General features: G+C 58.1%; 15 protein-coding genes. 7 read left to right on the top strand and 8 right to left on the bottom strand.

From position 1 onward, the window contains the following. Positions 1–5 precede the first annotated feature (5 nt). The gene (locus tag GS605_RS07850) at positions 6–353 is read right to left on the bottom strand and encodes a hypothetical protein (protein WP_171723572.1); all 348 of its coding nucleotides are present in this window, start codon (positions 351–353) and stop codon (positions 6–8) included. A 144-nt stretch (positions 354–497) separates the two neighbouring features. Between GS605_RS07850 and GS605_RS07845 the strand changes: the two genes are divergently transcribed. Continuing rightward, the gene (locus tag GS605_RS07845; RefSeq protein ID WP_171633575.1) at positions 498–1,109 is read left to right on the top strand and encodes a hypothetical protein; all 612 of its coding nucleotides are present in this window, start codon (positions 498–500) and stop codon (positions 1,107–1,109) included. A gap of 83 nt (positions 1,110–1,192) precedes the next feature. Here GS605_RS07845 and GS605_RS07840 read toward each other — a convergent pair whose 3' ends face one another. From GS605_RS07840 to parE, 4 genes are all read right to left on the bottom strand, one after another. Further along, on the bottom strand, positions 1,193–2,161 hold the full coding sequence (locus GS605_RS07840) for a UDP-glucuronic acid decarboxylase family protein (RefSeq protein WP_171723571.1): 969 nt from the start codon (positions 2,159–2,161) through the stop codon (positions 1,193–1,195). Between the two features lie 360 nt (positions 2,162–2,521). Further along, entirely contained in the window at positions 2,522–2,923 is a 402-nt protein-coding gene (locus GS605_RS07835) for a hypothetical protein (RefSeq protein WP_171723570.1), read from the bottom strand. A 12-nt stretch (positions 2,924–2,935) separates the two neighbouring features. Then, entirely contained in the window at positions 2,936–3,217 is a 282-nt protein-coding gene (locus tag GS605_RS07830) for a hypothetical protein (protein WP_171723569.1), read from the bottom strand. Next, the gene (gene parE, locus GS605_RS07825) at positions 3,210–5,168 is read right to left on the bottom strand and encodes a DNA topoisomerase IV subunit B (protein ID WP_171723568.1); all 1,959 of its coding nucleotides are present in this window, start codon (positions 5,166–5,168) and stop codon (positions 3,210–3,212) included. Before parE ends, GS605_RS07830 begins: the two co-directional genes overlap by 8 nt. A 354-nt stretch (positions 5,169–5,522) precedes the next feature. Here parE and GS605_RS07820 point away from each other — a divergent pair, with 354 nt between their 5' ends. Together GS605_RS07820 and GS605_RS07815 are read left to right on the top strand one after the other, a co-directional pair. Then, positions 5,523–6,266: a hypothetical protein gene (locus GS605_RS07820; protein WP_171723567.1), complete on the top strand. Its 744-nt coding sequence runs from the start codon at positions 5,523–5,525 to the stop codon at positions 6,264–6,266. A gap of 48 nt (positions 6,267–6,314) precedes the next feature. Further along, positions 6,315–10,544, top strand: a complete 4,230-nt coding sequence (locus tag GS605_RS07815) for a PKD domain-containing protein (RefSeq protein ID WP_171723566.1) — start codon at positions 6,315–6,317, stop codon at positions 10,542–10,544. Positions 10,545–10,569: 25 nt separating this feature from the next. On the opposite strand, the gene GS605_RS07810 is transcribed toward GS605_RS07815, so the two are convergent. Further along, on the bottom strand, positions 10,570–11,022 hold the full coding sequence (locus GS605_RS07810) for a hypothetical protein (RefSeq protein ID WP_171723565.1): 453 nt from the start codon (positions 11,020–11,022) through the stop codon (positions 10,570–10,572). Here GS605_RS07810 and GS605_RS07805 point away from each other — a divergent pair. From GS605_RS07805 to GS605_RS07790, 4 genes are read left to right on the top strand one after another with little or no spacing between them, the layout of a single operon-like run. After that, positions 11,008–11,958 carry a S8 family serine peptidase gene (locus tag GS605_RS07805; protein WP_171723564.1) on the top strand — a complete coding sequence of 317 codons (951 nt, stop codon included), beginning with the start codon at positions 11,008–11,010 and terminating at the stop codon, positions 11,956–11,958. The two genes, GS605_RS07810 and GS605_RS07805, sit on opposite strands and share 15 nt — an antisense overlap. A 30-nt stretch (positions 11,959–11,988) precedes the next feature. Next, positions 11,989–12,444, top strand: coding sequence for a hypothetical protein (locus GS605_RS07800; protein ID WP_171633556.1), 456 nt, complete (start codon positions 11,989–11,991; stop codon positions 12,442–12,444). Continuing rightward, positions 12,437–13,411 (top strand): polyprenyl synthetase family protein, encoded by a 975-nt coding sequence (locus tag GS605_RS07795; protein ID WP_171723563.1) that lies wholly within the window; start codon positions 12,437–12,439, stop codon positions 13,409–13,411. The genes GS605_RS07800 and GS605_RS07795 overlap by 8 nt, the downstream gene beginning before the upstream one ends. A gap of 1 nt (position 13,412) precedes the next feature. Continuing rightward, the gene (locus GS605_RS07790) at positions 13,413–15,635 is read left to right on the top strand and encodes a geranylgeranyl reductase family protein (RefSeq protein WP_171723562.1); all 2,223 of its coding nucleotides are present in this window, start codon (positions 13,413–13,415) and stop codon (positions 15,633–15,635) included. Positions 15,636–15,803: 168 nt separating this feature from the next. On the opposite strand, the gene GS605_RS07785 is transcribed toward GS605_RS07790, so the two are convergent. Then, positions 15,804–20,093: a thiopeptide-type bacteriocin biosynthesis protein gene (locus GS605_RS07785; RefSeq protein ID WP_171723561.1), complete on the bottom strand. Its 4,290-nt coding sequence runs from the start codon at positions 20,091–20,093 to the stop codon at positions 15,804–15,806. 38 nt (positions 20,094–20,131) lie between these two features. Then, complete coding sequence (locus GS605_RS07780) at positions 20,132–20,524, bottom strand: hypothetical protein (RefSeq protein ID WP_171723560.1); 393 nt, start codon at positions 20,522–20,524, stop codon at positions 20,132–20,134. Positions 20,525–20,775: the final 251 nt, after the last annotated feature.

Raw genomic sequence — 20,775 nt, 5'->3', positions numbered from 1 at the left:
CTGGCTTAGCGGCCGACCTGAAACGTGCATTGTGGCTTGCAGTGCATGGTGCCTTTGTCGCTGCTTACGCATCGCAGCAGGCGTTCCTCGTGCGTGTTGATCGTTTCTGTGACGGTGTTGTGGCCAAAGATCACGATGAAGGAATCCGGGGAAAAAGCCAGCCCCTTGTAATAGCAAAACCGTGTTTCCGTTCCGTCCGGGATCGGAGATGCCAGGCTGAGCGTCTTTTGCGCCGGGGCCTGGGTCGCCAGCATAGCAAAGGCCAGCCCATAGGTCAGTGTTTTCAGGTCGTCCTCTCGTCCTGCAAATCTGTTGTCGATCAAAAAGGGTTTGGACGCCTGGACCTCAATCATGGTTTCTTGTTTCAGCAAGTTTGAACGAGATCAACGGGTTAGGCAACGAAAATCCTACGCGCTCAGCGACAAGCCAAGGGGACGATTTTTACGGTCGGTCACTTCTGTGGTAACATGGCCGCATTGTTTAAGGAGAATTGAGAGATGTTCAGACCCTCTGTGGAAGCGATTATGGATGTCATGTCCCAAAAGGATTACGTAGTTTTCGACACCCCAACTGTCGATTGGAACCTGAACATAGTGGGCATTCGCGCCCACCCGGTTTCACCCAAGAAATTCGATGATGTCATGACGGTGTTTCACCGGTTTCTTGGCGTTTGGGATATAGCGTATTACCCGATGACGGCCGATCCCAGCGATCACTACCTGAAGAACCCGATAAACCCGGATGGGACGGCCATTCTGGCGTCGGGGCAATATCGGTCCTGCTACAAGATCGATATTCATAAACGAGGCCGGCCCGGAGGCCACAAGGCGCTGTGTCAAAGGCTGGGAAACGTTACCGTGTTTCGGGACAACAACAGGGATGGAAACCTGAACCTTGTTAATCCTCAAAGCGGGATGTTCGGCATAAATCTGCACAAGGGGCCAAACAACGGTGACGATGACACGGCGAATACGATCTATTCCGCCGGGTGTCAGGTATTCGCCGATCAGCGTCACTTTGCCGAGTTTCTGCTGAAATGCGAAGCCGGGCGCGACGCGTTTGGCAACAAGTTCACCTATACGCTGCTGGATCAGGCAGATTTCGAATAAGGCGGTGCTTTGCGAAGGTTCTGCAAGCGCCGGGGCAGGACAGGGGCTGGGGGCGTGCCCGGATCTTAAACCGGGCCTTGGCCCTAGGTCTCGACTTCGGCCTGAAGGTCTCGGAAATACCGGATGGTTGCGTGCAATCCTTCTTTCAGTTGCACTTTGGGTTCCCAGCCTAGCAGGGTGCGCGCCAGTGTGATATCGGGCTGGCGCTGTTTCGGGTCATCCTCTGGCAACTCCTTGAAACTGACAGGAGTCTCGGCCCCCACAAGGGCCTGCACTTCGCGGGCCAGTTCGTTCATCGAGAATTCGTTGGGATTGCCCAGATTGACAGGGCCGGTCACGTCCGCGCCGGTCTCCATCAGGCGGATGAACCCTTCGATCAGATCATCCACGTAACAGAAAGACCGGGTCTGCGTACCGTCGCCAAAGATCGTGATCGGATCACCCGTCAGGGCCTGCATGATGAAGTTCGACACGACGCGCCCATCGGCGGGGTGCATTCTGGGCCCGTAGGTGTTGAAGATTCGGGCGACCTTGATCTCCAACCCCATCTGCCGGTGGTAATCGAAGAACAAGGTCTCGGCGCAGCGTTTGCCTTCGTCATAGCAGGATCGCGGACCAACCGGGTTGACGTTGCCCCAATAATCTTCGGTCTGCGGATGGATCGTCGGGTCGCCATAGACCTCGGAGGTCGAGGCCTGAAAGATCTTGCATTTCAGCCGTTTCGCCAGACCCAGCATATTGATCGCGCCATGAACGCTGGTCTTGGTCGTCTGCACCGGATCGTGCTGATAATGCACGGGTGAGGCCGGGCAGGCGAGGTTATAGATCTCGTCGACCTCCACAAACAGAGGGAAGGTCACATCATGGCGCATGAACTCGAACCGCGGGTTGCTGTGCAGATGGTCGATATTGCGCTTGGTGCCGGTGAACAGGTTGTCGACGCACAAAACCTCATGCCCCTGATCCAGAAGTCTGTCACACAGATGCGAGCCCAGAAACCCGGCCCCACCGGTTACGAGAACACGTTTTCGACTGTCATAAAGGCGGGCCATTGCAAATCCTTAATCGTTAAATCCAAGCCAGCTTGTCACGGGGAAGCCGGGTCTTGATCTGATTAGTAAACCGAAGGGATTTGAATTGCAGTAGATTTTGGTTTTTTGAGGGCGTGTTTGGTGTTGGTGGGTTTTCCCATCCATCCAATGCTTGATGCAAAGCATCAAGCACGCGCCCGACCCGCCCCCAAGGGCAGGCGCGTTCCGCACCCACCCTCGGGCCGGACGAGAGGTTTGTGATAACCTAGTCTAGGTGTTCGCTCCCATCTCAACGCAGGAAACTCGATGGGTAAGAGCCCCCCATCCTACCCTTGTTACGTGGCCGTTTGATGGACTTGGCTTCAGTCCCATCCTCGACATTCAAAAGAAAGTAATTTGGACCACACGTGCAAAAAGATCGCCACTTGGTATGATGATCAAAAGGTATCCCACCATGGCTAAAAAAATACAAAGAATTAGAGAGCTTCTGCGGCTTCGAACTCCCCTAATATAGTAGTCAATTACCAATGCTCTGATCATACCTTCAAAACGAGATTGTGTTTCGGTGAAGTGCACTTTATCGCCGTAGACCTTCTTTGAGCTTTCGAATTCCTTACCTCCTACGAGTATTTTGAAGTCTTCCCATTGGTCCAAATGATCTTCCCCATAAATTGAATAGGCACCTTCTTTGCAAATCTCGTCATAGATGTCCTCATAGTTCCTAAAAGTGAAGTTTCTTTTTGCAAACTCGAGGTACCCGGCTTGGTTGGTTGAGCGCGACATGACGCTTGGTCTTCACAGCAAATAGATAGCATATGCAATGCCGACAAAAATCATTCCAAAGTAAACAAAACGCACCCGTGAACCGGGGGAAATTACGAAGGTAGTTTTTTCGTTGCCGACAAGTGTGGAAAAATCAGCGCTCTCTATGAAATAGTCTTTAAAAATAATAAGATAACCAAAAACCGGTATTAAGAAGAAACTTTTGGTCATGGGGCCATCTAACAGATAAACGAAGTTATCCCATCTAAGGTTCTTCCAACGAACTTTTCCGTCCTTGACTTTTCCATCAAACATCCAGCTCCTCCACAAACCGCGCGTTCTCCTGAATGTACTGGAACCGCAGCTCGGGTTTTTTCCCCATCAGACGCTCGACCAGATCTCCGGTCTCGCCGGGTTCGTCCTCGTCGATGGTGACCCGGATCAATTTCCGGGACGCCGGGTCCATCGTGGTCTCTTTCAGGTCCTTGGCGTCCATCTCGCCCAGACCCTTAAAGCGGGACACGTCGATCTTGCCCTTGCCGCCCAGACCTTTTTTCAGCCACTCGTCGCGCTCGGCCTCGTCCAGACAATAGACGCGTTTGGCACCCTGGGTCAGGCGGTACAAAGGCGGGCAGGCCAGGTACAGGTGACCCGCGTCAATCATCGGGCGCATCTGGGTGAAGAAGAACGTCATCAGCAAGGACGCGATATGCGCCCCGTCCACATCCGCGTCGGTCATGATGATGACCTTGTCATAGCGCAGATCGTCGAGGTTGAACTTGCTGCCCAGCCCCACGCCCAGCGCCTGCGTCAGGTCGTTGATCTCGGCATTGGTGCCCAGTTTCGAACTGGCCGCGCCCAGCACGTTCAGGATCTTGCCGCGCAAGGGCAGCAGGGCCTGCGTTTTGCGGTCGCGCCCCATTTTGGCCGAGCCGCCGGCAGAGTCGCCCTCGACGATGAATAGTTCGGTGCCTTCGCGTGTTGAACTGGAACAGTCCACCAGCTTGCCGGGAAGACGAAGTTTTTTAGTGGCGGACTTGCGTTGTGTTTCCTTCTCGGCCCGTCGGCGCAGGCGTTCTTCGGCCCGCAGGATCAGGAAGTCGAGGATCGCGCCGGCGGATTTCGTGTCGGCGGCCAGCCAGTTGTCGAAATGGTCGCGCACCGCGTTTTCCACCAGCCGCTGCGCCTCGACCGTGGCAAGGCGGTCTTTGGTCTGGCCGACGAATTCCGGTTCGCGGATGAAGCACGAGACCAGCGCGCAGCCCCCGGTCAGCAGGTCGTCGCGCGTGATCTGGGCGGCCTTCTTGTTGTTGATCAACTCGCCATAAGCCTTGATCCCCTTGAGGATCGCGGCCCAGAAACCGGCCACATGGGTGCCGCCTTCGGGGGTGGGAACGGTGTTACAATAGGACTGGATGAACCCGTCACGCGACGGTGTCCAGTTGATCGCCCATTCGACCTTGCCGGGGGTGCCGAATTTCTCGTTGAAATCGACGGTGCCCGCAAAAGGTTGCTCGGCGTAGGTGGACGAGCCGTTCATCGTCTCTTTCAGGTAATCCGACAGGCCGCCGGGAAAGTGGAACGAGGCCTCGGTCGGGGTTTCACCGTCGTCGATGGCTGATTTCCAACGGATTTCCACACCCGAGAACAGGTAGGCCTTGGACCGGATCGATTTGAACAGGCGCGCCGGTTTGAACCGGTGGTGGCCAAATATTTCCTCATCCGCGTGGAAGGTTACGGTCGTGCCGCGCCGGTTGGGGGCGGCGCCGACTTTTTCCACAGGGCCCAGCGGAACACCGCGCGAGAACCGTTGTTCGAACAGCGTCTTGTCGCGCGCCACCTGTACGACCATCGAATCCGACAGCGCGTTCACCACCGAAGCGCCCACGCCGTGCAGACCACCCGAGGTCTGATACGCTTTGCCCGAGAACTTGCCGCCCGCGTGCAATGTGCACAGGATCACCTCGAGCGCGGATTTGTCCGGGAACTTGGGGTGCGGATCGATCGGGATGCCGCGCCCGTTGTCGCGTACGGTCAGGGCGTAATCGGCGTGCAGTTCCACCTCGATCCGGTTGGCATAGCCTGCCACGGCCTCGTCCATCGAGTTGTCGAGGATCTCGGCCACCATATGGTGCAAAGCGCGCTCATCCGTGCCGCCGATATACATGCCGGGTCGCTTGCGGACCGGTTCCAAACCTTCGAGCACCTCGATCGAGGAGGCGTCATAAGTTGTGGTCGCTTCTGGCGTCAACAGATCGTCGGGCATGGGTGCTGCTCTTGTTTTTGAGTTTCCCCCATTATGGCAGGTGATGTGGTCCGGGGGAAGAGGGGCGCGAGGTGTTGTGGACGGATAGAAGGCGCGGGGCCGCGGAATGCTTGGACAATTCGTCGAACGTCACGATTGGCGGTTTTGCTTGAAACCAACGCCCCTGGCCGTGGCGCGGGAAGGTTCCGCACTGCTGTTATCGATAGTTGGTCAGGGCCTGTATTCCAGGCCGCAAAATTCACGATAAACCCGTCCGATAAAACCAGCGACGCGACAAATAACGTTACGCGATCGGGTTGAAGTCAGCCTTGCTGCGTCTCCGGCTCATTGACGGAATCGCTTTAAAAATATATCGTGAAGGCAGACTCCCAAAGTATCTATCTATCAGTTCCAAGCGTTCAAGAGTTACGTTTATTTCGTAATTGGAAGGCTGCTATGGCTACGTTTCAGGACGTTCAAGCAGCAGTGCATGATATTGCTGCCCGTTTGAATGTCACCCCAGAGCTTGCTCGTGCTGCGCTGATTAACCCCGTGTTGGCGCTTGAGGAGCTTGGGTTCGAATTGGACCTGTCTGGCCGACTTGAGCTGGAGGACAGAGCGCGGTTTTCCAAGAAACAGATCGTTGAACGCAAAAGTTTGCGAAAAAAGATTTTCGCCGCGTCCGGGCATGAATTTGACCCCGGGCAGGAACACGATCTGGCTGTGGTCCTTTTCGACGAGTTGAAGCTGGTCGATGATACTTCGAAACGCCCTGACCTGTCTCCCTTGTCCTTGCCGATGCGAAAAGTGCGCTATTCCACCTCCAAAGTGAAGGTGGCCAAGGTCAAGGCATCAGAAATCGCGCGCCAGTTTCCTGGGAAAGCCAAAGGCAAATCCGTCGCCGGGATCGATCCAAGTTTGATTGAGCCCGTGAAGATTCCTGATCCGCTGGAAGCGCTGGGTAAGGCGCACAAAATCATCTCTCCGTTACTTGCCTACCGGCAACTTGATGCATCGACACCGCGTTTTGCGACTGAGGCGCTGTATCGTGCCGTGCGAACCGGGAAACGTAGGCTGGTCAATATCACGCCCCGCGCCGTTGTCACCGGCACTGCTTGAAGACACCCGGGCGCGATTTCCTCGCGCCGTCACACCGAGGACGTCAGGATGGCAAATACAAGAGGATACCAAGTTGTCGTCGAAGCCTCAGAAGAGGTCCTGCGAAAGGTCATTCGGGGGGCGTGGAAGTCCGCGGAATGCGACGATGATCCCGGCGATGAAGGCCGCATTCCCGAATTCATGGATGTTCCCGCAGGTGAAACCTTTGGCGGTTTTGTTGTAGCTGACGGGTCTGTTCAGATTCCCGAAGACCAGTTGGACGCCAGCTTGCGTCCGGACATCACCGGTGCCGAAATTCGACTTGGTGTCCTGATCCAGATCGAAATCGAAAACCCCCCGGTTCCATCGGCGCAAATGCTGACGATGACGGCCGATCTTGCTGCGGCTGCGCCGATCAGTCTAATTCCCGGGCGTCAGGATGTGGGATGGCTGTTGGATGGACTGCCTCGCAACCAGGTGTCCGCCACGCTGACCAGCGGCGATCCGATTGCGTCCAATATCGAGTTGTTCGCAAGTGAATTCGTGGACAAAGCCTATGAGAACGGTGGCCCCGGCGGACCGATCGATCCGGCCTTTCCCTCCATCCCCCATGTCATCGATGAGACCGAGCTGGAATTTGCCTTGGGAGCGTTGACGACGGATGTCCATGCGGAAATCTTCAACGACGCCTCGGACGCGGCGCACGATATTGAAACCATCGTGTCAGGCGGTGACATAACAATTTCGTTGCCGGTCTATCTGCGCATGTTCAACATTGTCGTTGGGCCGACGGTACAGCTTTTTTTCAATCCGCAGGACCCCATGGGGATCGAAACGCGGATCAACATCACGGCACCTTTCAATCGGGTCGGTTCGGAATTCCGCACGGATTTAAACGCGGCCATCGTTACCGTGGACGCGATCAACCCCGCCGGTCCGGAATATGGGCCAGAGGGTGACAATTACATCGACAACCGTGATCAACTGGCGGCGATCCCGTTGGTCGCGATTGACCTCGACGCCCAGATATCCAGCGAACTGGTGTCGCGGGGGCAGGAATTGGCCAGTGGGCTGGGCGAGATTTCAATTGCGGCCCCGACAGTAGCCGAGATCGAAAAATTCATCGGCGACTTTTTTCATCAGGATCTTGAGGCCCGCGATTTCGTTTACATCTGGGGGCCAGAGGCAACGGACGAAGAGTTTGAAGTCGACAGTATCACCGTCGGCGTGACAAACGAGTTTCTGGCGATCGCCTTGAACGATGATGGCGGTGGTGACGTAGGCGGGCTTGCCAATTTCATCCCTGCTGACAGGGATTTTGCAATTGCCATCAGCGCGGCCCAGGTTGAAGCATCGATTGAAACGGCGCGCATCGAAGCCGAATTGTCGGATGATGACCTTCCGAAGACCTTTACACCTGACGGGCGCGAAGTCCGGCTGACCGATCTGGACGTGAGCCTCAGGGCCGGGGCGATCAGAATATCGGGCAAGGTGACGGTCGTAGACGCGATCCTGGGCAGTATTGATGTGGATGCCGACTTTTTCAATGATGTCGGATTGCGCTGGCAGCCGAACGGTTCGCTGGGCCCAACCGGTGGGCAGCAAATGGATCACTTTGAAATCGACAGCGATGTCGATCCCGAAGAATCCGTGCTGCTTTGGGTGCTGACGGCAATCGCCGCGATATTGTCATTCGGCGCTTTCGGAATTCTGGGCGCATTGGTCGTTGTGATCGTGGCCCTTGTCGTCCGGGGAATTGCCGAAAGCATGGGCAGTGAAATCCTGTCAGATGAAGTTACCAATACGGTCACGGGTATCACCGGCTGGCCGGAGAACCTTGCCAGGATCGGGCGGGTCGAAGCGGTATTTTCGGACCCGATCGTGATTGATACCGACGGTCTTGAAATTGCCGGAGATTTCACTGTCATAAGCAGTTGCGAAGCCACGGATGTCGTCCCGGCGGATTCGGGTGGTGCACGGTCGGGTGCGGCCGCATCGGCCATGTCGCTTGCGGCTGCGAATGAACATCCTGACGCAGGGTACGAGTGGTTGCCGGGTGACGGAACACCGGCCGCGGTCTTGCCCTCGATTCAGCATGTCTATGCTGCAAGCGGTGTCTACACCGCAAAACATGCGCTGACGATCAACCAGCCGGGCGGCGCGCGCAGTCGCAGTTTCTCGCTTGTTACCGTCGAAAATGTGCCGCCGACAGTGGATGCCGGCCCTGATCTGACGGTGCAGGAGGGCGAAGAGGTCACTCTGGTCGCACGGTTCCGAGATGTCGAATACCCCGACACCCACGAGTCCATGTGGTATTTCGGTGATCACCACGCGCCCAAACCCGGCGTTATTTCTGAAACCAATGCTCCTCCTGCGGCGACAGGCACGTCGACCGTGACCCATGCCTGGTGCGACAATGGCGAATACACCGTCACGGTGCGTATTCGCGACGTCAACGGGGGCGAGGCCATCGACACCTTGCGTGTCACCGTGACCAATGTTCCGCCCGAAGTCGAAGCTGGCCCGGACCTTTATGCATATGTCTGCACACCGATCACGCTTGTCGCCGATTTCGGGGATCCCGGCTGGTGCGACACGCATACGGCCAAGTGGGATTTCGGCGATTGCAGTGAACCCCGCACGGCCCTGATCGAGGAAACGAATGAACCACCGGCAGCCGAAGGCACGGCGACCGCCTCACATATCTATGAAAACTGTGGTGACTTCCGGGCCATCTGTACCGTCATGGATGACGATGGCGCCTTTGGTCAGGATGACCTGACCGTCCGGGTCGTGCATTTGCTGAACCCTGGTTTCGAAGATGGTTTCCGTTCGCTTCCAGCGGGCAATGTCGGTCGCTTCTGGACACCCTATGCATGGCTGACCGACTTGGCAGCCTTTCATGCCGGAAAGGGAAATCCCGTTCCGCAATTGGCCCCGATCCCCGCCGATGCCTTTGACTGCGAAGGTTGCATCGTCCGGACCGGGGACAGGTCCCAAAGGGTCATCGCGCAGCGCGGCCTTCGTGTCGGCCTGTGGCAATCGCTGGGTTCGAATCCGGGGTGGGATTATGAGTTCTCGTGTTGGTTCGCGAAGGAGGCCGGCGACGCAGGCGGCTATGCTCTAGGGTTGGATCCGCGCGGTGGTGATGATCCGCGGGCGCCCTGGGTGGAATGGTGGACCGGCAATCTAGACGGTGCCTGGCGGCAATTGCGGGGCCGCGTGACGGCGGAAGCCGAGGCCGTGACGGTGTTTCTGGAGTTCAGCGGAGATGATCCGCGCAACGATGCGCTTGGCTATATTGATGATTGCGCTTTCATCGCGATTCAGCCGCATTGTCCGGAGCAGCCGAAGCCCGATCCGGAAATTCCACCGCGTGAACGTTGCATTGATTTTCGCGGCCAGAAACTGCCTTCCCGCCATCCGGTATTGAACGTCGGCGGTGTGCGGTTCCTGCCGACCAAGGGCAGCCTTCTTCAGATCATTGGCGGGTTCCAGCCGCAAGGCACACCCAAACTGTTGCTTTCCATCGCCGGTGTCTTTGCCCATCTGCCGGTCGTTGCTGATTGGGCCCGCCTCAAGCTGAGCTTTGCTGGCGGAAAGCCCATAACGATCATCGCACTTGATGCGGCGGGCAATGTCCTGACGACCCAGACAGGAACGCAGCAGCAGGGGGTACAGATTATCGAAGTGCAGGCGAGCGGTATGGTGACCCTCGCTATGCGCGCGCAGGAAGCGGCGTTGATCGAACTGTGTTTCCTGCCGGAACACCCGCGCAGTACGCCCTCGGCAGAACCTGAACCGGGGCCCGGCATTGTCGTGAATCCGCGCTTCGACCGTGCCGTCGCACCGGCCATGTTCAGTGCAGGGACGACCACGGAGGACAGAACCTTGACCGAAACCAACAGCCCCCATCCGTTCGGCCTGTCCGAGGCGGCTTGGGGCAAGCTGGACACTCAGCTGCGATCGGAATTGGCGAAGGCCGCAACAGACGGCGATGATGGGAACTCGGTGCAGGTCATATTGCGCTTGGCGCCAGACACCGAAGGCAATGCGCCCTCTTTCCGGCGCGCCGAAACGAAGGCACGCGAAGATTATTTCCGCCGACGCACACGGCCCCTGGTCGGCACCCTGGAAAGCCTGGGCGGTGTCGGGATTACCGAACTGTGGCTGATCGACAGTGTTGCCGTCGAACTTTCGCCCGGGGCCATCGCGACAATGGCCAACGATCCTTCCGTGGTGATGATTACCCATTCCACCAAACGTCAGGCCATTCCTGAAAACCCCATAAGACCATGATCTAAAGGAGCACGAAATGTCCGAGTTAAGCCGGGAACACGTTGATCGCTTCGAAAGAGCGGAACGTCGTGAAATCGAGAAGCTTCGTGCCGAGTTTGGCAGCGAGTCCATCTTGAAGATGGACAGCATTATCTTGCGCGACCTCTTGGCCAACCGAAAAGAGGCGCGCCTGAACGCCCTGCTTGGCCAAACCGAAACCGCCCAGCTTCCCCGGCATCGCGTGCTGGTCTCGCTGCGCAGCGGCAGGGCATCGCCGGATCGCCCGCCCCGTGCGTTCGACCGGCGCCAGCGCCGCCGTTCGATCATGCAACACCGACGCCATGGTGAAGACGTGGTGGGCAAAATCGCCCGAAGCTTTGAAGAGCGGGGGATTGAGGTCGAACGGTCGTTTTGGCTGACTCACAGTCTGGTTGTCCTTGCCGATGATCAGCGCCTTACGGATATCGCGGGGCGCGCCGATGTCATGAAGATAGTTCATTGCAAAAACCAGATCCTGATCGACCTGGATAACAGTCGTCCGCTGATCAATGCCGATGTCGTGGAAGCCAGCGGGATCAACGGTGCCGAAGTGGATGTTGCCGTTCTGGATACGGGCGTGGACCAGACACATCCCGAACTTGCCGGAAATTTCGGCACCCAACAGGATTTTACCGGCGAGGGGTTGGGCGACCTGAACGGGCACGGTACTCATTGTGCGGGTGTTGTCGCCAGCAATGGCGCGACGTTCCGTGGTGTCGCCACGGGGGCGGTTATCCACGACTACAAGCTGCTGGATCAGTTTGGCAGTGGGAACGCTCCAAACTGCGTTGCGGCAATCCAACAGGCCGTCGCGGACGGGATGGATGTTCTTTCCAATTCCTGGGGCTTTTCGCACAGAAACGGCAATTGGGTCGATCCGGACGGAACATGCGTTTTGTGTGTCGCCGCTGATGCGGCTTCGACCGCCGGGGTGACCTTTGTGGTGGCCGCGGGCAACGAGGGCAATGACAGTTGCGGCACCTATGACACGCGCATTCGCTGTCCGGGTATTGCGCAGAGCGTGATCACCGTCGGCGCAAGCGATGACAGCGACAACATGGCCGGTTTCTCCAGTCCCGGACCAACGCCGGATGGACGCGACAAACCGGATGTCACCGCCCCCGGCGTGGATATCGTGGCATCGCGATCGGCGACCGGCAATGACATGAATGGCGGCGCGACGGTGATAGATCCGCTTCATCTCGAGGCCAGCGGCACCTCGATGGCCTGCCCCCATGTCGCCGGGGTCGCGGCGCTGATGTTGCAGCGAAACCCGACACTGCTGCCGGCTGACATCAAGGCAGTTCTCATGGCCACCGCCGTCGATATCGGCGCACCGACCACGCAGCAGGGCGCCGGGCGTGTGGATGCTCGGGCGGCGGTCGGCTCGGTCTGATTTGGAAATTCTGGAACGGAGGATACGAACGTGGCAGACTATGAACAGCGGATGCAGCCGGAAGAGGGTGCAAAGGCAGTCGAAAAACTGGCCGAAGATGCTTTGGCGGGTTTCAAGGCGGACGCCAAGAAGGAATATGCTGAACTGGTCAAGCAGTACGAGGGCGCCAGTGCAACGGTTGGTGTTTTTGGTATGGGGTCGGTCGAAGTTTCGGTGATGAGCGGTGAAGTTCACATCAACCCGAGCCAAAAGCGCAAAGGGAAAGGCCGGGGCGTCGGCGCGATCTCACCGGAAGCTCTCGTGGCCATTTCCGAAGGCAGGATGACCGTAATGGACGCTTTCCACCGTGGTGAGATTGTTGTTCGCGCCGAGTCCGCAGCACTGCACGAGGGCTACGACAGTTTCATCAGGAACTCTGAAGCGGCGCTCAGGTCGAAGCGTTTGCAGAAGACGCTGGCGCAGTTCCGCAAGATTGCGGATGTCTGACTGGTTGCAGGACGAACAGGTCCGGGCCACGATACCCCAGGTTGAAGCATCCATGTTGGATGCTGTCGCCTCGGACCAGCCGGGTTTCGAAGAGATAGCCCACTGGCTTATCGGCGCTGGCGGGAAACGGTTGCGGCCAATTCTTCTGCTGCTTACCGCGCGAAGCCTCGCCGACACAGAAGGCCGCAAGCGCGCAATTCAGGCGGCGGCGGCTGTCGAAATGATCCATGTGGCGTCGCTCTATCATGACGACGTCATGGACCGGGCCGAACTTCGGCGTGGAGCGGAAAGCGTGAACCGTCGCTGGTCTTCGCCCATCGCCAGCTTCGCCGGAACATTCATTCTGGCCCGTGCACTAAACCTGTTGGATTCCATCAGCCCCAAAGCCTCTGAGCTGGCTGGCAAACACTGTTCCGCGCTGTGTCTGGGGCAGTTGCGCGAAGCAGAAAACGCCTACAACGCCGATTGGACCATTGAAGAGCATCTTGAAATGCTCGAGGGCAAGACGGCCGAGCTGTTTGTTCTCGCCGCATCGCTGGGGGCGATGTTGGCAGACGTAAGTGATCAGGAACGAGACGCACTGATCACCTATTCAAAGTGCCTCGGCCTTGCATTTCAGCTGCGCGACGATGTTCTGGACTACATTGCAAGCAGCACCGAGCTTGGAAAGGGGTCCGCCTCTGATCTGCGCGAAGGGGCCTATACGATGCCGGTGCTCCTGTGCCTGGGTCAGAACGGTCAGGCCGCCGATGAATTGCGGGCCAGGTTGAGGCTGGCTGAAATGCAGGATGCGGATATTTCGCGCGCTGTAGAGATCATTCGCAATTCGGGTGCGGTCGAAGCTACGGAACAGTTGGCGCGGGACAAATCCGAAGCGGCCGTACAGGTCATCTCGGGGCTGGACGATCATGTGCTACGCGACTCGCTGGCAAACCTCGCCCGGCTCTCTGTGGAAAGGAGGGCCTGACATGGACGGTTTCGGCCCTCTTGCCGAGGATCTGCCGCTTGCGACACCTGCGGAAGCCGCCGCCGAGACATGGGACGCCATCATTGTCGGTGCGGGGCCCGGCGGCAGCGCTGCCGCCATCGAGCTGACGCGGAGAGGTCGAAAGGTCATTCTGATCGACCGTGAGGATTTCCCTCGGGACAAAAGCTGTGGAGACGGGATCACCCGGTCCGGTATCTCTCAGCTGAAACGCCTCGGCATCCTGTCCGCGCTTACAGATCAACAGGAGGTCGAAGGCGTGCGTGTCCATATGCGCAACAGGGGCCACCGGGATTTTCGATACGAGGGCGAAGACGACTATGGGCTGGTTGTACCCCGTTTGATACTGGATGACTGTCTTTTGCGTCAGGCCCGCGCGGAAGGAGCGGCTTTCTTGCCGAAATGCCGTGCCGACGATCTGGTAACGGATGAAAGCGGGACTGTCACAGGTGTCACCGCTCGGATGCAGGATGGCGCGACAGTGTTTCTGACCGGGTACATGGTCATCGCCGCAGACGGGGCCGCGTCTCGATTGGCGAAAGCAGCGGGATTGCGGGAAACACCGGAACAAGGCTATGGCACCGCGCTTCGCGGTTATGTCGATGGCTGCGGAGACACTCCGCCACTGCTGGAAATAATGCTGCCGTTGACTGATGTTACGGACCGGTACTTGTTGCCGTCCTATGGCTGGGCATTCCCAACGGGGAAGGGAACTGCAAATGTCGGTGTCGGGCTGTTCTGCAGGGCGTTTGACACCAATGTCAGAACATTGTTCGACCAATTTCTGGACGCGCTCCGAAAGGATTATCCGGAATATTCGGGCATTCAGTTGTCCGGTACGACCTTGGGGGCACCGCTGAGGTTCGATTTCGCACCGGAACGCGCCGCCCATTCAGGTCTGTTGCTGGTAGGGGACGCCGCCGGTCTTATCAGCCCGTTTACAGGCGAAGGAATTAGCTTTGCGCTGGAATCCGGTGTGCTTGCGGCGCAAACCACTGATCGATGTCTCCGCACAGGGGCAGGCCCTTGGGTGGCGGCAGACGACTATGCGCTTTTGTTGGGGGATCGCTTTGCCGGGTACTTCACGCTCGGGAACCGCGCAAGCCGCAGATACGAGTTCATCTGGCGCGTGTTGGACGATACGTTCGAAAGCGAAAAGCCGGTCCACAACATGCTGCGCCGCGCCGTTTTGGTGCCTGAAGGCACTGGCGGTGATGTGGAACGCGCCATGTTGGATGACGTGTCGCCCCTTGTACGCGTGCCCGAGATGCCGCTTGGGGACGACCTGCGCGATGTGGGCGCACGCCTCAATCACATCGTGCGCACCGATTGGCCGTTTCTGACGCGCATGTCCTTCGCGGGCAAGCGGGCTGACATGGTTGCGTTTCGACCTTCGCTGTTGCTTTTGCTGACGTCCTATCTGGGTGATGTTGAGGCAAAAAGGCGTCGTGCCGCGGCCACGGCGCTGGAACTTGCGTATCTGGGGTTTCTTGCCCAAAGCGGTATTCGAGGGGTCGAGGCCGCGGCCGCAACATCCGACGCCAAGGCCAACTGGGGCGACAAGCTTGGGATACTCACAAGTGATTATCTTCTGGCGAAGGCGCATGAAGTCGGCGCACAGGACTGCCCGGATCTGGTGCCACCAATCCTGAGTACCATGGCCTCGGCCTGTGAAGGCCGGGTGTCCGAGCTTCGGACCGCATGGCAACCGGATCTGGCGGTCGAAAAGCGCATCGCGCAGATGCGGCAATGCATGGCTGCATTCTTCCGACTGCCTTGTGAACTCGGTGCGATGCTTGCCGAACAAAACGATCTGTCAGACGCCCTTCGCGACTATGGCGAGAATCTTGGCCTGGCTTACCTGCTGACCGAGGATGAACTGGCCCTGGACCGCCCCCCGGGCAGCACCCCATTTGCGTCAGACCTCTCGAGCGGCCTGTTCAGCGTGCCTGTTCTCGAGGCAGCCCAGCGGCAAACCGGGGGCGCGGCAGCCCGTGCTTTCCTTAGTCACCGCGACCCTGCGCGGTTTTTGGCAGAGCTTTCTCCGGCCGCGCGCCATATCAAGAGGCAGAAATTGCCTGAAGAATACCGCGATCAGGCAATAGCAGCGCTAAGCCCCGTGCCACGGGGCGGCGTGGCAAAATCGCTTTCGGCGCTTGCAGGTTACGCGGTAAGTCGACACGTCCCAAAACGCCGCGTGCTGTAAAAGTGCGATCCAGGTTCAGTGGTGTCCCGCTGTAGGTCAAAAGCGCAACCGTTCGCGTTGCCTTGCCCCATGCGCCGGGTGCTTCATTCGGGAGCAGGGGGTAAGTGTGGACAGCCCATGTTTCGGGCGGACGGTTCAGGTTCCAACCCGCTGCCGTGAGCATGCCGCTTAGGACGATTTCCACCCGTGGTTCAATTTGGTTCGATAATGTCGACACAGCGCCTCGTGGATGACCGCCTCTTCCGCGGCGGTTCCCCAGTGGAGGATCCGGTTGATGGACATATGAGCGAGGCTTCCCAGAACGTCGGCCAAGCTGCTTCCCAACCGGCCATCCTGTTCTTCTCGCTGAAGGCGTCCAAGATCCGGATGAAGCCTGGCCGCACGTGCGTTCCAGCGCGATGGCCGCGAATGAATGCCTTTGCCCACCCCGAGCTCACTCAGAACAACACACGCACTTTTCCATTCCTTTCCAATAGCACGACGCGCAATCCGGCACGACGCCGGGCCGCCGCCGTAGTTTTGCGAACAGCGCTCGGAGATCGCCAGCCGAACACCTGTAGGCAATTCCAAATCTTCGAACAGGGCGTCGATACTGGCGGCTGACGCCATCCACCGTCTGGACCGGCCGATCTTCGGATCGTTGAGCACATCAAGCGCAGTGATCGAGTCGGCGCCGAATATCCTCTCGCATGCGCCGAGCCCCAGTTCTCCGCCGTAGCGCGCCGTTTCAGGCAGGTATTCGTCAACAAGAAACCTGTCCACCAATCCACCGGCCGTTTTCTGCAAGTGAACAAGCACCCGGTTCCTCAGAACTCTGTCATGATCGTTTGAAAACTTGATGCGGAGGCGCAGTTCAAGCTCCGGGTCTGCATATCTTACGAAGAACCAGTTCTCGATCAGATTGCGTTTCTGCCACAGCACCAACCTGTTCGATTGCAGTTTCAGGAACTGTTCCAGCTTCATGGCATCCCCGAAAAGCCGCAGATACAACCATGACCCGGCCTCTTCAGTGCCGTGCCCCAGCGGTTGCCATGCGGTCGGGTTGGCATCGTATTCGACAAAGGGCGTATCAACTGGCTTTGCTGGGGCATAAACCAGTTCAGAGGCCAATCGACCATGCGACGAGTCGATCCACCAATCCTCGGGCGTTGGAAGGTACTCGCAGATCGAAAGCGGCCCTTTTTTCAACGTCTTGATCAGGTTCGCAGTGGAAAAGGGGTTGTCCAGATCCCATGGCGTGGCCATGTCGCTGGCCTCATCCGTAGGGGCCACGTATCGCGGCAATTCCAGTTTTTGTCGGTTGGCTTCCAGCCAGAATTCCGCTTTGCCCGACCTGACCACCTGTGTCGGGATGCAAAGACGCCACCGTTGCGGCGCAAGGACCACATTTCCAGCACAGACCCTGGGCAGCCGGTTCCGATTGCTTTGCGATTGCCACGACCAGATCACCGACGGTTGCCGCATGTGCATGGCGATGTCGATGAGCAGAAGATAGACAGCCGGCGCCCCGGGAGGGCTTTGGTGGGCAGCGTGCAGTTGTGGAATGACCTCGACGCCTTGGCTGCCCCAGAACAGTCGGAACCGACTGCCATCGTGGCGAATCCACAGATCGTGCAGCGGAATCCTCAGTTCGGGCGGTAACCCGCTGTCGCCGAGGATCTCGATGACATACCGGGAAAGGCTGGCGCGTCTGAGGATGTTTGATGACCGGGGGTCCGTGGCGCACAGGATGTCTGCTTCGACAATTGTCGAATCCTCTTCACGCGTGGGGCTGTGTTGCATCAACGCGTCTGCGATCAACTGATTTCGCCTTGAGAAACGGCCGAAAATCGCCTTGGGCCCGCCCGGGAAAATACCTTCGGGATAGGCCGTCCAGACGGGGTTGTGCCCTACACTGCGTCCTACTTTGCTTAGAAGAACGCCATCCTGGATGGCGAAAGGGGTCTGGTCCGTGTTGCGGGCATGCAGGATCTCGATATCCTGCGCGCAAAGCACCCACTTGTGCGCGTCCCAATCGGGTTCCAGCGGAAATTCCTGAAGGTTTTGCCTAGGGGCATCACTTGACGATCCCGTACCTGTAACGAAATCCATTCGCAGCGGCATGCCGAGATATGCAAGCCCGCTTTCGGCATCCACGGCCTGACCCAGCAACACGGCGCGGTCACCGTAACGGTCAAGGAAACGCCGTTCAAATTCCAGAAAACGGTTTGGCTTTGGCACGCGAAAGCCGATCTTCTCCAAAATGTTCCATGCGTCGGTCAGTGCCTGCACCGCGCGCAGTGGTGTTTCCAACGTGCCGACGCAATGCGCATCGACATGCAGAAAATCACCTCTCCAACCCGGGGCGAAAGAGTCAGCTGTTCGCCTCAGTTGCTTTAACGCGATCATCGAAGGGGTTTCACGCGCGGCATCAAGATCATGCCCGAGCGCCGCCAAACCTCTCTTTTGGCGGGCGGTCATATCTCTTTCCAGCCGCTTCAGGGTTCTGGCGGTTGCGTCATGTCCCAGAAGTATTGGGTCTTTCCGTGGTATCAGAGCCTCGGACCGACAGAGATCCGAGATCGTCACGGCAGATTTGAAAGATCGGTCTCTAAGGGCCGTTTCCAGATCGGAAATCGGGACGGAATCGACATCAAAGATGAACTCTGCCAGATCGGAATCCGCCGCTGCAACGATCTGTTCGTGGTTCCAAGGGCCGTCGAGATCCCCGTTGGTTATCCAGTGCAGAACGTCCTGTTCCCACCAGGCCGATGGATTGCACCGCACCCTTGTGCTTTGCGTTTCGGCGAGTCCGGCGGCAATATGGGACAAAAACCCACAGTCCAGATCCATATCCAGATGGTGGTCGGCCACGGTGACGATGCCCTTGCCTGCAACAGGTACTGCCGTGCCCACTGCCGCGAATGCGCCGAACGGCGTCGGGCGAAAACACATTCTGTAAACAAACCGATACAATGTGCCGAGGACTGCGGGGGAGAGGCCTTCGCCTTTCTCGAGTTCCCGCATGACCTTCGAAAAGAAACCAGGTCGTGCAATGAACAACGACAAGGCAAAGGCCGGATCGCGAATTAAATCTGATGCACGCTTTTCCAGATCCTTTTTTCGGGTGCTTTTTGTGACTCCGCCAAGATCGTGCTGCGGTGAACGCGTACAAACACGAATTCCGAGGAACGGACGAGAGCTGTGCGGTTTCGGATGGGACGGGCAGTGGACATTCTGTTCAACATCCAGCCCCATGAATTTCAGATATCCGAGGTAACCCGTGTCCCTTAGGGCAAGCAGTGCCAACAAAACGCCGCTCGACCCGGTCAAAAGATCCGTCGATTGAAACGTCTTCCAGCCTGCGCCGATCGCGGGAAGCCCGTCCGGGCTCAATTCCCGTTCAACGAGGGACAAAAGCCGTTCGGCGTGCTTTTCGATCAGGGGATCGACGTCCGCGTTGGGAAAAAGCGATCGAATGGCAAGGGCCATCACGACAATTCCGGCATCGCCATGGCACAGCCCGCCGTCATTGATACCTGTCTCACGAATAGGTCTGTCGACGCAGGATACCAGAACCCGCGATGCGACATCGCGTATTTCGTCCTCCATACCCACCAGCCTCGCCGCCGCGAGCGCGGTGTATATGATACCTAGGTCGCCATAACACCACGCAAGACGTGACGGTACCTCCCACGCATGACTGAGCGCTGACATGCAGGGAAAGCAGGATGACAGGCCGCTGTCTGAAAACGCGCCCCGGTGCGAAAGGAGAAACAGGACCGCGTCTTTGAGGTCTTCGATGTGTCGCGGTGTGAACGCGTGCCGCCGACCCAGGCGAGCCAGAGCCAGAACGACGCCAGGAGAACCATGCGCCAGCCCCATGTTGACGAGGTACCGCGTTGTCTTCAGGGGGCCGGTCTCGTCTTCCGGAGAGGAAAAAGGTTCTGTCCACGCAAGCCCCCGTTCTGTGCGTGCCGAGTGCCTCCAAAGCTCCTCGGCTAAACGCAGGCACAGCGACTTTCCCCCAAGACGGGCCGTCCGGGATTTCGGTTCGCACAAAAATACGGATATACCCGCAAGACCGGACACGTGATCGAAATGCCCCATCCAGGGGGCTTCGAGAAGGCGTTGCGCAACCGAACGCAGGGCACGGTCAAGCGCCAGTTGCGCTTCGGGATCGTTTGGATTGGCGTCCAGAGCATGACAGGCCAGCAACCCAAGGCCGGCGCGGCCATCGAACATAGAAACAGGGGCTCCGCGCAGGTCTCGGTCGCAAGCCCAGATGGTCGCAAGGCGACGTGACGCGGCGGATCGCACGCGATCATCCTTCAGAAACTTGTCTGCCGCCAGCAATGCCATCGCCTCTCCGGCGACGGCGCTTCCCAGTCCGATAGCATCAGTTCTGATCGGGGCCGCCACAATCGACCCTGCAATGGACTGTATTGCCGCTTCAATCCGCGTTGATGAAATAGACATTGAACAAAATAAATTCTCCGCCACGCGAGATTTACCATTCAGCAGGCGTTTGGATGGCACCCTTTGCTGCTGGCACGGATGCTGCACCAATTCTTGCAGCAATTTTTGGCCCAGCTGAACGTGCGGCGCGTCGGGGCCCCAACGCTGCCGGCGTCAACGAAGCCGAAGGCAGGACCGGTGGACGTGGGATTGAAGCCAGAAGAATGATCCCCCAACTCGCCCAGGGATTCGATGGACGTCAAAAGCGCGTCCACGCGATGTTCGACGGTTTCCAGCCTGTCTTCCGGGCCTGGTTCCATGACGCGCATCAACTGGTCGAGGCGCTGCTCGATCGCGGTCAGCCTGTCATCGACAGACCGGCATTCCGGATCTGTCTTTTCGCTTTCGGTGTAATCGTGTTCTTTGCGATTGTCGTTTTCGTCAGCACTCATTTCTCTCTCCGGAATCTGAGGTGGTCGAATAGTCGACTTGGGACCGCCTGTGGAAAAATGTGTCGTCCAAATATCAACTCCGATGGAATCGGAGGGTCTTTGTAATGAGAGATTTCAATAATAGACGAAAATGACCGTTTTGTCATGAAGCCGTCAGAACAGCGCGCGGATACTTGGTGGCATTGCCCGCGATGCATGAGCCGGTTTCAGGCAGGCGAACCGGCGCGGTCCGCCCTGCCGACGGTTCCGTG

This window comes from Ruegeria sp. HKCCD7559 (assembly GCF_013110575.1).
Classification (GTDB): Bacteria; Pseudomonadota; Alphaproteobacteria; order Rhodobacterales; family Rhodobacteraceae; genus Ruegeria.
This window is presented reverse-complemented; position numbering and strand designations above follow the sequence as displayed.

Bases quoted from the DNA above. Each gene is read 5' to 3' on its own strand.
- GS605_RS07790 (WP_171723562.1), top strand. From the start codon at position 13,413: ATGGACGGTTTCGGCCCTCTTGCCGAGGATCTGCCGCTTGCGACACCT.
- GS605_RS07850 (WP_171723572.1), bottom strand. From the start codon at position 353: ATGATTGAGGTCCAGGCGTCCAAACCCTTTTTGATCGACAACAGATTT.
- parE (WP_171723568.1), bottom strand. From the start codon at position 5,168: ATGCCCGACGATCTGTTGACGCCAGAAGCGACCACAACTTATGACGCC.
- GS605_RS07830 (WP_171723569.1), bottom strand. From the start codon at position 3,217: ATGTTTGATGGAAAAGTCAAGGACGGAAAAGTTCGTTGGAAGAACCTT.
- GS605_RS07815 (WP_171723566.1), top strand. From the start codon at position 6,315: ATGGCAAATACAAGAGGATACCAAGTTGTCGTCGAAGCCTCAGAAGAG.
- GS605_RS07840 (WP_171723571.1), bottom strand. From the start codon at position 2,161: ATGGCCCGCCTTTATGACAGTCGAAAACGTGTTCTCGTAACCGGTGGG.
- GS605_RS07845 (WP_171633575.1), top strand. From the start codon at position 498: ATGTTCAGACCCTCTGTGGAAGCGATTATGGATGTCATGTCCCAAAAG.
- GS605_RS07780 (WP_171723560.1), bottom strand. From the start codon at position 20,524: ATGAGTGCTGACGAAAACGACAATCGCAAAGAACACGATTACACCGAA.
- GS605_RS07805 (WP_171723564.1), top strand. From the start codon at position 11,008: ATGAAGATAGTTCATTGCAAAAACCAGATCCTGATCGACCTGGATAAC.
- GS605_RS07810 (WP_171723565.1), bottom strand. From the start codon at position 11,022: ATGAACTATCTTCATGACATCGGCGCGCCCCGCGATATCCGTAAGGCG.
- GS605_RS07835 (WP_171723570.1), bottom strand. From the start codon at position 2,923: ATGTCGCGCTCAACCAACCAAGCCGGGTACCTCGAGTTTGCAAAAAGA.
- GS605_RS07785 (WP_171723561.1), bottom strand. From the start codon at position 20,093: ATGTCTATTTCATCAACGCGGATTGAAGCGGCAATACAGTCCATTGCA.
- GS605_RS07795 (WP_171723563.1), top strand. From the start codon at position 12,437: ATGTCTGACTGGTTGCAGGACGAACAGGTCCGGGCCACGATACCCCAG.